The organism is Rouxiella sp. WC2420, assembly GCF_041200025.1.
Classification (GTDB): Bacteria; Pseudomonadota; Gammaproteobacteria; order Enterobacterales; family Enterobacteriaceae; genus Rouxiella.
This window is the reverse complement of record NZ_CP165628.1, coordinates 3,937,987-3,951,212: the sequence shown is the minus strand read 5'-3', so window position 1 is coordinate 3,951,212 and position 13,226 is coordinate 3,937,987. Positions and strand designations below refer to the sequence as shown.

Here is a 13,226-nt window from a genome sequence, read left to right as displayed (position 1 = left end):
TTATACGCTAATTTTTAAAGCTATTTATTTCACCAGATAGTCAAGCGCCAGCTCTACCGGCTGTGTTGCTCGGGTGTCCCATTGGCGAACCATCAATGGCAGCAGCCCGGTATAGCGGCCGGAAGGTAAGTGGGTGTTGTCTTGTCGTAAAGCATAAACGCTGCCGCTGGTGAAGTTATTCACTCCTGGTCGTGCTTTTTTACATGCCGAGCTGTTCATCGGCGTCCAATTTCCTCGCGCCGAGACCACAACGGTGCAGCTGTTGATCAACCCTGCGCGTAAATTAAGTACGAATTTTTTACCGGTTTTTTGATTGACCACCTCTGCCACCAGCGGGGTCATTCCCGCGTAATCCCCGTCCTGAAAAATGTTATCAATCGGAGTCTCTGCCAGCGGGCCTTCACCAGGACGTACCGCGGTGATTCCGCTGCGGAAATTGTCCGTCTCGATGAGCTTAACCAGCGCGTTCTCGCCGGTTGATCTCAGCGTTTTTTTCACCACGGTATGCTTTTGATTGAAGGGAGATTTCTGCGGTTGGTAATGGCTATATTGATAATGCAGCATCTGATTGGCAATCAGCTTGCCATTGCTCTTGACCGCGATAGGCAACCAGCTGACCACGCTGTTGTCTTGAGGAACACTGGCGGCATTTTCCTGTGGGTCGATCCAGACTCTCAGCGTGGTGGCACCAGACTTGCTGCAGGTTTTTTCAAGATTACTGACATCGCAGGCGTTTTGCTGAGCCAGCCGGAAGATGACAGGCACCTCTTTGCCCAGATTATCCTGCGCTACTGATTTCAGTAGCGAATATCCAGACTTATGGGTGAACTTGCGCCCTTCGACCAGAGGGGAAAAGCTGAGTTTGCTGGCTTTGAAACTCAAGGTTTGTGGCGAGGCAAATGCTGCAAAATCGCGGTAATCTTTTTTGACATGCCCGGTACCTATTACAGCAGTTTCAGGCTCGATTACCATGTTTTGGACATGGGACAGAATATAGTCGCCGCGTATGCCTTCAGATCCTCGATCTTCTCCAAGCCGAGCGTTCATTCCTACAACTTTGTCATCCAGCATTGAGAATAATGGGGATCCAGAGTTACCCCCAGCTGATTCGCAGTTTGATGCATAGTTGTCAGGTCCAAAATCAGATGAGCGATTAATAGTACAATCTTTCCCTTTATAATCGACAAGCATGGCCCTTTTTTCTCGCTGTACCGGGTCTGGAAGGAGATTGCCATCTGGATCTGTGTGAAAAACATCTTCTTTATACAAGCCGTGGCCAATCAGGCTAACGCGTTCATTAATCGGGTGACGAGCCGATAGCGCCAGTCCGCCAAAAATCGGTTTAATGGCGGCTTCGCGATATTCCAGAGGATCAAGCCTCAATAAAGACCAATCGTGTTCCATGCCGGTAGCACTGGTTGCCAGCAGGCGGTCGAGTTTTATTTTGATAATCTCGGTCAATGTGGCTGTGGGGTCAGATTTAGGCTCACACTCTTTAGTTTGATAATTAAACCACATTGATTGACCTGGAATGAGCCCGACTTTTTCTTCAGGCTTCCCGCCTACAACGTGGTGATTGGTGATCACTGCATTACCGGTACCCAGTAACCAGCCGGTTCCGCCATTAAACTTTTTGGTGACCAGCATGCCTATAGCATCACTGAGTTGGTAGAGTTCTGGATGACTGTTTTTGAGGCAGGAAACCGAGCGGCGGTGAGAGAAATCCATCTCGCTGTGAATTTTTGGGGGAAGGCTCACTGCATAACCGGCAAGAATGGCGCTGTCGCCTTTGCCGGGCGTTGCTCCCTGTGGGTAGACAACCCGGACTATCGCGGTGTCGCCATTAATCGCCACGGCATTAAAGAAGCCGTAACGTTTGAATATCGCAGCCAGTTCCTGTGAGGTATAGCGATGGGCCTCGCTGCGCGACGGGGAAGAAACTTCCAACACGGCGCCCTGACTCAATGAAATTTTACTAAAGGTCAGAGTTATCGTGGTGCCTTCCATGTGCCTGACTGACGCCTGCGCCGCGTTATCGGCCGCCAGTTCTTTCACCAGATCGCGGGGTGCGAGCGGTTTATCTTCCACGGCATAAGCCGTTGTCTGCTTGCTGGCCGGGCTCGCTAAAGAGGGCGGGTGTGCGATCGCCTGACCCGAGGTCAGCGCCAATACAATCGCTGTGGGAATTGCCTTCATCATCCAGTTATTTTTCATCTTAAACTCCTTTTAAAAACAAGGTAATAGTCGTTATTCGGTTGCCCGGAACTTTGCCTGAGAACAACGACTGTTTTTATGCTCGAGACCTGTTTTTGATAAAAGGGAGAAAAGTTGTTTTTGATTAACTCCTGGCATTAAGAAAGGCGATAAAGATGACATTTATTAAGTATAAAAAAAGGGCCCGTCAGGCCCTTTAGAATTCACTATTATTGCTGTTACTTTATTCGCACGCCGGTGGTTGGCACTTTTCTAAAACTCCACCAAACCTGCGCCGCATTTAACAGTACGAGAATGGCGGTGACCAGAAACACCCAGCGGAAACCGAGCATTGCCGAGACGCCGGAACCAATTAACGGACCCGCAACGTTACCCAGGTACATAAATGACTGGTTATATCCAAAGATGCGGCCTGTCACCTGATCGCTGCTGTATTTTACCAAAAGCGCCTGAACCGCGGGCATTAATGCTCCATCGCCGAATCCTAGCAGGAAACGCAGAATGCCTAGCTGCACAGGGGTGGTGATGGTTGCCATAAAGCAGAACAGAATAAAACAGAACACCAGCGCGGCGATCAGCACCCGATGTGCGCCGATGCGATCGCCAAGCTTGCCGAGCTTGGGGGCGGCAAGCAGAGCAGAAATCCCCGGCACCGCCGCGATCACGCCGCTGATAAACGCGATGTTGTCGCTGTTGCCGGAAAGATTGCGAATAAACAGGGTCAGAATCGGGCTGATGGAACCATTCGCCAGCTGAATCATCATGGTGGTGACAAACAGACTTATCATTAGCATCGGATAAGGCAGCGAGCTGAATACTGCTTTTCCGCTGAGGCGATTGGCTTTAGATATCGGGACCACGCGTTCTTTAATCAGAAACAGGGTGATCAGGAAGCTGATAAACAGCAGCCCGGCGGTGACGAAAAATACCATCCGCAGTCCAAGATGGTCGGCCATAAAACCGCCCAGTAAAGGGCCGATAATCACCCCGGCAACTTGTCCGGTAGACAGTGTTCCCAGCGCCCACCCGCTTTTATCGCGCGGTACCTGTGAGGCGACCAGCGCCATGGCATTGGGGATATAGCCGGAGGTTAGACCCATCAGGGTGCGAAAGATAAACAACTGCCAGACGTTTTGCGCAAAGCCCTGTAAAACCATGACAATTGCCATGCCCAACGCGGCGCGCAGCAGCATCAGCTTGCGGCCTTTACGATCGGCCAGGCTTCCCCACAGTGGTGCAACGCAGGCAGAAACCAGGAAAGTGCCGCTAAACACTACGCCAGACCAGATGCTCAGCGCTTCGTGGTCGTGGACGCCCAGTTGTTCAACATACAGCGGAAGAAAAGGGAGGATTTCACTCATCGCCAGACCAGTAAAGAAGCAGCCAAGCCATACAGAGATTAAATTAAGTTTCCAGGTTTCCATTTTGACGGCGATGCCTTAGGGATGAAATAGTTAACCATGGGAATCATAGCAAGCTAATCCTTTCGACGACGTATTAAAAGTGGCGTGTTTTCATTGAAAAGCCAATTTTACGATGCTGTATCAGGCAGAGGCGATTATGCCGAACAAAATATCGTGCTTATCGATTTACTCCGACTCATTTACAGCTTGAATCATATAAATGCGCGCGTTGACAGGTTATCTGTTAGAATCCTCGCAACTGGCGCACTGCAGTTTGTGCCGAATCCTCGTGGTAATGCCTCATTTGCCTCGTCTGATCATCCACTCTTGAAACTGCACCGAACCTGTTCGGGTTAGAGTGGATTGGAGTTTTTCCCTATATGTCATTTGATTCTCTCGGCCTGAGTGCCGACATTCTGCGTGCTGTTGAAGAGCAGGGCTATACCTCACCTACGCCTATTCAACAGCAGGCAATTCCTGTTGTGCTGCAGGGCCGTGATTTGATGGCAAGCGCACAAACCGGTACTGGTAAGACCGCTGGTTTTACTCTGCCTGTTTTGCAATTGCTTCTTAACACGAGCGTTCCGATTCAGGGACGTCGCCCGGTTCGTGCGCTGATCCTGACTCCAACCCGCGAATTGGCGGCACAGATCGGCGAAAACGTGACGGCTTACAGTAAACACCTGAAGCTGCGTTCGCTGGTGGTGTTTGGTGGTGTGAGCATCAATCCACAAATGATGAAACTGCGTGGTGGTGTCGATATTCTTATCGCGACACCAGGTCGCCTGCTGGATCTGGAACACCAGAGAGCCGTTGATTTATCTCAGGTTGAAATTCTGGTTCTGGACGAAGCCGACCGCATGCTCGACATGGGCTTTATTCACGATATCCGTCGCGTACTGGCTAAACTTCCGGCCAAGCGCCAGAACCTGCTGTTCTCCGCAACCTTCTCCGACGAAATCAAAGGGCTGGCCAGTAAATTGCTGACTAACCCGGCTTCTGTTGAAGTTGCGCGTCGCAACACCGCTTCTGCACAGATTGAACAAAGCGTGCATTTCGTTGACAAGCGTCGTAAAAGAGAGCTGCTGTCACAAATGATTGGCACCGGCAACTGGCAACAAGTGTTGGTCTTCACCCGCACCAAGCACGGCGCCAACCATTTGGCTGAACTGCTGAACAAAGATGGCATCACTGCCGCTGCGATTCACGGTAATAAAAGCCAGGGCGCTCGTACTCGCGCATTGGCCGATTTCAAAGCCGGCGGCATTCGCGTATTGGTGGCGACTGATATCGCTGCTCGTGGTCTGGACATCGACCAACTGCCGCACGTTGTTAACTATGAGCTGCCAAACGTGCCGGAAGATTATGTGCATCGCATCGGTCGTACCGGTCGCGCAGAATCTACCGGTGAAGCGATTTCACTGGTTTGCGTAGACGAACACAAACTGCTGCGTGATATCGAACGTTTGCTGAAGCGCGAAATTCCACGTATTGCACTGCCAGGCTATGAGCCGGACCCTTCTATCAAAGCTGAGCCGATCGTTAACGGTCGTCAGGGCAGCGGTGGCGGTCGTGGTGCTCCACGTCAGGGCGGCGGCGGTCAACGTTCTGGCGCTCCGCGTCAGGGTGGCAACGGTCAGCGCAGCGGCAACGGTTCAGGCGAAAGCCGTCCAGCACGTCCAAGTCGTGGCAGCGCGGCCAATGCGGGCCAGCGTCGTTCAGGCGCGAATGCTTCTTCAGCAGGGCGCAGCCGTAAGCCTTCAGGCGAATAATTCAGCCTACCGATGATTGGGTTAACTTGATGCCCTATCTGGTGATCTGAAGATTGAAGCCCTCTCTCGAGAGGGCTTTTTTGTGCCTGTGGATTTGCAAAATAATTAGAGCCAAATCCGATAGGCGCAGCGCCTGGCGCCTTGCAGGATATGCTCGGTGCGCTCCACGTTGGCGTCCAGAGTTTGGCTAAATACTTCACGTTCCGCCCGACAAAATCCCTGACAGGTAGTTGCAGCCGCGCAAATCGGGCAGTGATTTTCTATCAGCAGATAGCTGTCGTCCTGCTGTTTTTCCCATCCTGCCATATAGCCTTCGCGCGTGCGGATCGCTGCCAGTCGGCCGAGTTTTTCCTCAAGCGAATCCGCACCCTGCATCGCCTGCTGATAAATTTTCAATGTTTCAGCCTCTCGGATTGAAATCAGCTGATTCAGTGCATCTTCGCCCAGCGAGGAGCGGATCATTCTGAGCAGTTGAACGGTTAAATCGGCATGCGTATCAGGAAAACGGGCATGTCCCGCGTCGGTGAGTACCCAGTACTGCGCGGGCCGTCCCACGCCTTGCGTTATAGCCTTATTTTCGACCAGTCCTTCTTTTGCCAGCTTCACAAATTGCTGCCGCATGGCTTCGCCAGTGGTGCCGAGGATCTTGCCCGCGTCACTGGCCTGCAGTTCGCCACGGGTTTTAAGCAGCATCAATAGCCGCTCGGATACACTCTGTTTTACACTCTCTGAATTTTCCAAGTCTTTGCTTGACATATTGGTTGTTCGGGTCCTAGATTAAGCAGGAATTATTATTCCAAGTGAAAACTTGTTTTAATGTAGGCTAATCACCCCGGGAGTGCAATCCCGCTGTGATGATCGATGAAAAGGATGCCAGCAATGTCAGAAAGTCACAGTGGATGGGGCAGTTTATTTACTGCCGAGAATCGAGGCAGCGCAATTACCTTGAGCACCGGCGTCGCGCTTTATGCCACCAACAGTTATATCGTGATCACAATCTTGCCGTCGGTGGTGCTGGATATCGGCGGAATGGCCTGGTACGCCTGGAATACCACGCTGTTTGTGATAAGTGCCATTATGGGCTCGGCGTTGTCTGCGCGATTGCTGAATAAATCTGGGCCACGCTGGGCCTATCTCAACGCGACGGCAATTTTTATGCTTGGCGCAGCTATCTGCACCGTGGCGCCTTCGATGCCAATACTGCTGTTGGGCAGGGCGATACAGGGTCTAGGCGGAGGATTTTTGTTTGCACTTTCGTATGCAATGGTCAATCTGGTGTTTCGGGAAGAGCTTTGGCCGCGAGCGATGGCGCTGATATCGGCAATGTGGGGGGTTGCTACGCTGGTAGGGCCTGCGGTCGGTGGGATATTTGCCGAGCTGCACGCCTGGCGCTATGCCTTTGGCCTATTGTTACCGGTTACCCTGTTGTTTGCGGTGTTGGTATGGAAAAGCCTGCCTGCTCGCCAGCATAAACCGGCCCCAGCCGAACCTCTGCCGCGATTACAGCTGGTGCTGCTCGCAAGTGCAGTACTGGCTATCTCGGCGGGCAGCCTGTCGCCGCACGGGTGGGTCAATTTTTCAGGGATTGCCGCGGCCATTGTGCTGGTGCTGTGGCTACGAAAAAGAGAATTCAGTCGCTCTGTACGCCTGTTGCCGCGCAACGCCCTGTCATTCACATCTCCGCTGTGCGCGCTGTTTGCCACCATGTCATTGTTGATGATTGGCATGGGCTACGACATTTATGTGCCGTATTTGCTGCAACATCTGCATGGGCAAACGCCTCTATTGGCGGGTTACATCACAGCCGCTGCCGCCGCTGGATGGACTGTCGGCGAAATGTGGAGCGCCGCCTGGAGCGGTAAACGAGCTTCGGCAGCGATCAAGGCCGGACCGTTGATCATGTTGCTGAGCTTGCTTTGTCTGCTGGTTTCGCTGCCGCTAACGGTTGGCGCAGCCTGGCTGCACATGAGCGGTATCGTGATAGGGCTGAGCTTGCTGGGCTTTGCGACCGGACTTGGCTGGCCGCACCTGCTGACTCGCGTTTTGCAGCAAGCCGAGGCACAGGATAAAGAAAAGGCCGGAGCATCGATTAGCGTGGTGCAATCCTTTTCTGCGGCAATGGGCACCGCGCTGGCGGGAACCGTCGCCAACCTTGCCGGAATCAACTCGGTGGGGGGAGTGCAGGGAGCAAGCCAGGCTGCATTGTGGCTATCGCTGATGTTTTTACTCGCCCCTCTGGCCGCAATAATCACCGCGCGACGGGCCACGCGAGAACAACCGGTGCGAACCCAGCAAGAAAGCCTCAACTATAAGTAAGCTGGCCATTGCCTTGGCGAGCCGTTCGCCCGTATGATTGCGCGTCATTTTTAAGGGTAGAACGGCTATGCGAGTATTATTGGCTCCGATGGAAGGCGTATTAGATCCGTTGGTGCGCGAGCTTTTGAGCGAAGTTAACGATTACGACCTTTGTATCACCGAGTTTTTAAGGGTGGTCGATATGCTGCTGCCGGTAAAGTCGTTTTATCGCCTCTGCCCCGAACTGTTAAATAATAGCCGCACGCCTTCGGGCACACGGGTTCGCGTCCAACTGCTGGGGCAATATCCGCAGTGGCTGGCGGAAAACGCTGCCCGCGCTGTCGAGCTGGGTTCCTGGGGCGTTGACCTCAACTGTGGTTGCCCGTCGAAGACGGTTAACGGCAGCGGAGGAGGGGCAACTTTGTTGAAAGATCCCGAGCTTATTTACCAAGGTGCGAAGGCCATGCGCGAGGCGGTTCCTGCGGACTTACCCGTGACAGTTAAAATACGTCTGGGCTGGGACTCTCTGGCACAAACGCTGGAAATTACCGACGCGGTGCAACAGGCGGGCGCTACCGAGCTTACCGTCCATGGGCGTACCAAGGAAGACGGTTATAAAGCCGAGCGAATTAACTGGCAGGCGATTGGAGAGATCCGTCAACGGCTTAGCATTCCGGTGATCGCCAATGGTGAGATTTGGGATTATGCGAGCGCACAAAACTGCATGCAGGTTACCGGCTGTGATTCAGTGATGATCGGGCGCGGAGCACTTAACGTGCCGAATCTGAGTCGAGTAGTGAAATACAACGAGCCGAAAATGCCTTGGCCCGACGTCATTACCTTACTCAAGAAATATACCTATCTGGAAAAGCAGGGTGACACAGGTTTATATCACGTAGCCCGTATCAAACAGTGGCTAGGATATTTACGTAAAGAATATTCCGAGGCGACTGAGGTATTTACTCAAGTTCGCGCACTCAATACTTCCAAAGATATTTCGTTAGCCATTCAGGCATTATAAATTTAGGCCACCCTCGGGTGGTCTTTTTATTGGTGTTGTGAATATATAAAATACTAATCAATTACAGTAAATATCAATATTTTAAATTCCTTAATATTTTAATCTCATCATGAGATTTTTATTTTACTCTGTTAACGTTTCATCTTCGGATTAATAACCCAAGGATGAGGTGATGACGCGACGTCTGGCAAAAATGGGCGATAAAACCACCCATGGACATATAATTAGCGCCTCCTCAAGCGTTTACGATGAAATGAAGGCGCTGGTCCGCACTGGAGATAAAGCCTGGTGCCAAGAATGCAAAGGCAGCTTTCAAATTGTCGGGACATATTCCGGCTGGATAGATGAATACATGCTGGTAGGAAATGGGGATCGCGTTGCCTGTCGATGCAAAAGCAATCAAGTTTGGGCGACGTCCGGCTATAGGGGAGACAGTCAGGCTGCGGCTCGTGCTGTGCCTGTTCCACAAAAAGAAGCCGCGCCGCTGCAACATGCGCAAGCGGCAAAAAAATCCCCGCAAGTTGTTGAGCAAGTTTCATCGCCACCGCAGCCACTGCCGCTGCCCGCGAGGATCTATGAAACTCAGCGCCAGATGGACGACTACGATGCGGACGATATGCGCTATGGTGATTTAACCGAGGAGCAACTAAAAAAAGATTTTGGATTAATTCACATCTCGCCGCATGTTGATCCGTTTGAAGGGGTGAAGTTTATTCCCTATGGTTCGCATCCTTCTCCCTATCCTATTGCATCGGCCAGGCAAAGTATCAGTCTGGAAACCAGCGCCGAAATGCTTTTTGACGAGTTTAGAAGTTTGTCTGACATGTTCTCGTGGACCGGTGAGTATAAAGGATTGATACGAAAAATGATTACCCATATGCAGTATGGCGATGGTAAACCTTTTTCGGATCCGTTATTGGATAAGGCTATGAAGGAACAGATTTTAAATGATAAATCGGAAGGGAGTACATTATTAAAGATTAAGGAAGTGCTGTCAGAAAATATAACCGCTACCAATAATTACTACCCATTAACAGCCAGGTTTAAATTTAAAGAAGCAATTAATAGAGATGCTAAGCTTCCTATGTTTGACGATGCAATCGACCGTATAAATGGTTTAGGAATAAGCGTGCATGACACGTGGGCAACGCATATTACTTTACAGTCTTTGCAGATTAATGGCGATAACTTTGAGGCAGAGGTTCACTATCATATTCAAGACCATTTTGGGCTGGACAACGAAGATATTAGGCACTGGCTTTATCAAAACGTGAGCATATTCTCCATATGGTTTATTCTCCAGCGTTGGGATAGATTTGCATTCAGGCCTTTTGTTACAGAAATAAATGTGATGGTAAAAATAAAAGGAATTAGAGGTGAGTAAATTAAAAAAACTATTATTAATTTTTGTAATTGCTTTTCTTTGCCTAATTTGGAGGATAACACGGCCGGTAGAAATTATTGCTGTGCACGATGGAAATACTTTATTGGTTAAAAATTTCCCATTGTTTAAATATCAACAAATTTCATGGTGGGAAAATAATAAAAAAAATATTCACGAGAAATACAAAATACCTTCATTATACAATGATGGATCTTATATGGTATTTATCTTGAATTATGGAGAAGGGTATAGAGTTGATAGAAATACCGATCAGGATTCAGATCTACTTTGTTTTGAAGATATGAAAGTCGCTGCCAACTGTATTGAAAAAGATCCTCTTTTCATGGTTCATAGAGCATCTGCTTCAAGAGTCTATTATCATTAAGATTTCTAAAACGGGTTCACAGATAAAAAGACCAGCTTTCTACAACAACCCTTTCATTAGATAAATTAATTCAGTGATAAACGCACAAGAGGCAAAAAATGAAGAAAATGAAAGTTTTAGCAGCAATTATTATGATTTCATTTTTGTGTCTAATATGGAAATTTACACGGCCGGTGGAAATTATTGCTGTGCACGATAGAAATACTTTGCTGGTTAAAAATTTTCCATTGTTTAAATATCAACAAATTTCATGGTGGGAAAATAATGAGAAAAAAATTTATGAAAAATATAAAATCCCTTCACCTGATGCCTATGGCCAATACATGGTGTTTGTTTTGAATTTTGGGAAAGGGTATAGAATTGACAGATGGGTTGATCAAGATTCGAATTTACTTTGTTTTGAAGATATGAAAGTAGCGGCCAACTGTATTGAAAAGGATCCTCTTTTTAGGGTTGATAGAACATATATGTCAAAAATCTATTACTACTAATTTTTCTCTAACCGTTTAAGAAATAAATGTTAATGCTCCGCAAAGTATCATAAAAGTAATTCTATAAAATTTTGAAGTGCGTCTTGAGTGGCATACAGGATGTGCAGCCTAGCTTACTTTAATTATCACTCTTAGAATCGTAGTGACTTGTCCCATTATCCGATAGTTTATGAAGGAAAAATTTATTACCGGTAATTTCTACAAGTTGATTGATAAAGTTAATAACCAGCAAGAGGGCTGCTTCTAAATGGAGTTTATTACAGCTTAATCAAAAGGAAAGGATGATGACACGACGTCTGGCAAAAATGGGCGATAAAACCACCCATGGACATATAATTAGCGCCTCCTCAAGCGTTTACGATGAAATGAAGGCGCTGGTCCGCACTGGAGATAAAGCCTGGTGCCAAGAATGCAAAGGCAGCTTTCAAATTGTCGGGACATATTCCGGCTGGATAGATGAATACATGCTGGTAGGAAATGGGGATCGCGTTGCCTGTCGATGCAAAAGCAATCAAGTTTGGGCGACGTCCGGCTATAGGGGAGACAGTCAGGCTGCGGCTCGTGCTGTGCCTGTTCCACAAAAAGAAGCCGCGCCGCTGCAACATGCGCAAGCAGCGAAAAAATCCCCGCAAGCTGTTGAGCCAGTTTCATCGCCACCACAGCCGCTGCCGCTCCCCGCGAGGATCTATGAAACTCAGCGCCAGATGGACGACTACGATGCCGACGATATGCGCTATGGTGATTTGACCGAGGAGCAACTAAAAAAAGATTTTGGGTTAATTAACATCTCGCCGCATGTTGATCCGTTTGAAGGGGTGAAGTTTATTCCCTATGGTTCGCATCCTTCTCCGTATCCTATTGCATCGGCCAAGCAAAGTATCAGTCTGGAAACCAGCGCCGAAATGCTTTTTGACGAGTTTAGAAGTTTATCTGATATGTTCTCGTGGACCGGTGAATATAAAGGATTGGTACGGAAAATGATTACCCATATGCAGTATGGCGATGGAAAACCTTTTTCAGACCCGTTATTGAATAAGGCTATGAAGGAACAGATTTTAAATGATAAATCGGAAGGGAGTACATTATTAAAGATTAGGGAAGTTTTAACCAACGGCATTGATTATGAAAAAGGTTTTTATCCAGCCGAAGCCAAATGGATATTTATAAAGAAAATAAATGAACAAACAAACCTGCCAAAATTTAACAATTATTTAAATTACATAAATGGATTAGTGATCAGTGTTCATGATATTTGGTCAGCTCATATTACGTTAGAATCATTGACAGTAACTGGAAAAAAATTTCATGCAGTAATTGATTATCGTATCCAAGATCATTTTGGTCTAGATAACACTGACATAAATCATTGGATTTATAATAAAGTAAATATTTTTAATATTTGGTTTGTTTTACAACGCAGTAGCAAATTTGGTTTCAAGCCTTTCATTACTGAAATAAATATTAAAGTGGATGTTTATGGTGAAAAGGATGTTTAAATTCAAGACTGTTGTAATTCTTATAGTTATACTGTTTTATTCTTTTATATGGAAGGTTGGACAACCTGTAGAAATTGTTGCTACCCATAATAAGAGTGTGATTTTAGTTAATAACTTCCCTTTCTTTAAAAGTTGGCAGATTAATTGGTGGGAAATTAATAAAGAAAAAATACATAAAAAATATGGAATTCCAGAAACCTACAGAGATGGAAGTTTTGGTGTTGTAATTCATGATTTCGGTAATGGCTACCGTGAAGATCGGTGGATTGATCAGGATTCTGACCTACTTTGTTTTGATGATATGCAAATGAAAAAAAATTGCATTAAGAAAAAAATTCTTATGACCATAAATAAGTATAAAGAAAGTAAAATATATTACAGGTAAATTTTTATATTTTAATTAACCCCAGTAAATACACCAAATTCATCAGATTTAAGAGTGTAAAATAATACATGTAAAAACATCTTTGAAAAAAATCACCTTTTTATAAATGTTAAATTGGAGGTAAATAGTGAAAATAAGATTGAGATTTGCGTTTATTTCACTATCGAACTATATAAATTTATTACATTACTTGACAGTTAGTTCGGCCTAGAGATATTTTTGCTATTCATTAGTGATTACCTTATTTTTAAAATGGTTCTCATTTTTAAAAATAGGAAAGATCTTGATGGTAAAGAAATTATGGAATACCGGTTGTAAATAAAAACGGAAACTGTAGTTTTTTTTATTTTGGTATTAGTGATGGGTTTAGGATTGATAGT

General features: G+C 47.1%; 11 protein-coding genes. 8 read left to right on the top strand and 3 right to left on the bottom strand.

What is annotated here, in order from left to right:
• Positions 1-24 precede the first annotated feature (24 nt).
• Complete coding sequence (locus AB3G37_RS18270; protein WP_369788719.1) at positions 25-2,214, bottom strand: serine protease; 2,190 nt, start codon at positions 2,212-2,214, stop codon at positions 25-27.
• Between the two features lie 218 nt (positions 2,215-2,432).
• Complete coding sequence (locus tag AB3G37_RS18265; protein ID WP_009637618.1) at positions 2,433-3,638, bottom strand: multidrug efflux MFS transporter; 1,206 nt, start codon at positions 3,636-3,638, stop codon at positions 2,433-2,435.
• A 359-nt stretch (positions 3,639-3,997) separates the two neighbouring features.
• Between AB3G37_RS18265 and rhlE the strand changes: the two genes are divergently transcribed.
• The gene (gene rhlE, locus AB3G37_RS18260) at positions 3,998-5,389 is read left to right on the top strand and encodes an ATP-dependent RNA helicase RhlE (protein ID WP_369788718.1); all 1,392 of its coding nucleotides are present in this window, start codon (positions 3,998-4,000) and stop codon (positions 5,387-5,389) included.
• A gap of 105 nt (positions 5,390-5,494) precedes the next feature.
• Here the strand turns inward: rhlE and AB3G37_RS18255 are convergent, their stop codons facing one another.
• On the bottom strand, positions 5,495-6,145 hold the full coding sequence (locus AB3G37_RS18255) for a helix-turn-helix transcriptional regulator (RefSeq protein ID WP_369788717.1): 651 nt from the start codon (positions 6,143-6,145) through the stop codon (positions 5,495-5,497).
• A gap of 123 nt (positions 6,146-6,268) precedes the next feature.
• Between AB3G37_RS18255 and AB3G37_RS18250 the strand changes: the two genes are divergently transcribed.
• From AB3G37_RS18250 to AB3G37_RS18220, 7 genes are all read left to right on the top strand, one after another.
• A complete protein-coding gene (locus AB3G37_RS18250; protein ID WP_369788716.1) occupies positions 6,269-7,705 on the top strand; it encodes an MFS transporter in 1,437 nt (478 codons plus the stop codon).
• Between the two features lie 67 nt (positions 7,706-7,772).
• Positions 7,773-8,705, top strand: coding sequence for a tRNA dihydrouridine(16) synthase DusC (dusC, locus tag AB3G37_RS18245; protein WP_369788715.1), 933 nt, complete (start codon positions 7,773-7,775; stop codon positions 8,703-8,705).
• 172 nt (positions 8,706-8,877) lie between these two features.
• On the top strand, positions 8,878-10,089 hold the full coding sequence (locus AB3G37_RS18240; RefSeq protein WP_369788714.1) for a PAAR domain-containing protein: 1,212 nt from the start codon (positions 8,878-8,880) through the stop codon (positions 10,087-10,089).
• Complete coding sequence (locus tag AB3G37_RS18235; protein WP_369788713.1) at positions 10,082-10,474, top strand: DUF943 family protein; 393 nt, start codon at positions 10,082-10,084, stop codon at positions 10,472-10,474. Before AB3G37_RS18240 ends, AB3G37_RS18235 begins: the two co-directional genes overlap by 8 nt.
• A 98-nt stretch (positions 10,475-10,572) precedes the next feature.
• On the top strand, positions 10,573-10,965 hold the full coding sequence (locus AB3G37_RS18230) for a DUF943 family protein (RefSeq protein WP_369788712.1): 393 nt from the start codon (positions 10,573-10,575) through the stop codon (positions 10,963-10,965).
• Positions 10,966-11,246: 281 nt separating this feature from the next.
• Positions 11,247-12,461 carry a PAAR domain-containing protein gene (locus AB3G37_RS18225; RefSeq protein WP_369788711.1) on the top strand — a complete coding sequence of 405 codons (1,215 nt, stop codon included), beginning with the start codon at positions 11,247-11,249 and terminating at the stop codon, positions 12,459-12,461.
• The gene (locus tag AB3G37_RS18220; protein WP_369788710.1) at positions 12,454-12,846 is read left to right on the top strand and encodes a DUF943 family protein; all 393 of its coding nucleotides are present in this window, start codon (positions 12,454-12,456) and stop codon (positions 12,844-12,846) included. Before AB3G37_RS18225 ends, AB3G37_RS18220 begins: the two co-directional genes overlap by 8 nt.
• The last annotated feature ends 380 nt before the right edge of the window (positions 12,847-13,226 follow it).

What these genes read in the sequence shown, in the direction of transcription:
- AB3G37_RS18255 (WP_369788717.1), bottom strand. Translation starts at nt 6,145, where the DNA reads ATGTCAAGCAAAGACTTGGAAAATTCAGAGAGTGTAAAACAGAGTGTA.
- AB3G37_RS18240 (WP_369788714.1), top strand. Translation starts at nt 8,878, where the DNA reads ATGACGCGACGTCTGGCAAAAATGGGCGATAAAACCACCCATGGACAT.
- AB3G37_RS18230 (WP_369788712.1), top strand. Translation starts at nt 10,573, where the DNA reads ATGAAGAAAATGAAAGTTTTAGCAGCAATTATTATGATTTCATTTTTG.
- rhlE (WP_369788718.1), top strand. Translation starts at nt 3,998, where the DNA reads ATGTCATTTGATTCTCTCGGCCTGAGTGCCGACATTCTGCGTGCTGTT.
- AB3G37_RS18225 (WP_369788711.1), top strand. Translation starts at nt 11,247, where the DNA reads ATGATGACACGACGTCTGGCAAAAATGGGCGATAAAACCACCCATGGA.
- AB3G37_RS18220 (WP_369788710.1), top strand. Translation starts at nt 12,454, where the DNA reads ATGTTTAAATTCAAGACTGTTGTAATTCTTATAGTTATACTGTTTTAT.
- AB3G37_RS18265 (WP_009637618.1), bottom strand. Translation starts at nt 3,638, where the DNA reads ATGGAAACCTGGAAACTTAATTTAATCTCTGTATGGCTTGGCTGCTTC.
- AB3G37_RS18270 (WP_369788719.1), bottom strand. Translation starts at nt 2,214, where the DNA reads ATGAAAAATAACTGGATGATGAAGGCAATTCCCACAGCGATTGTATTG.
- AB3G37_RS18250 (WP_369788716.1), top strand. Translation starts at nt 6,269, where the DNA reads ATGTCAGAAAGTCACAGTGGATGGGGCAGTTTATTTACTGCCGAGAAT.
- dusC (WP_369788715.1), top strand. Translation starts at nt 7,773, where the DNA reads ATGCGAGTATTATTGGCTCCGATGGAAGGCGTATTAGATCCGTTGGTG.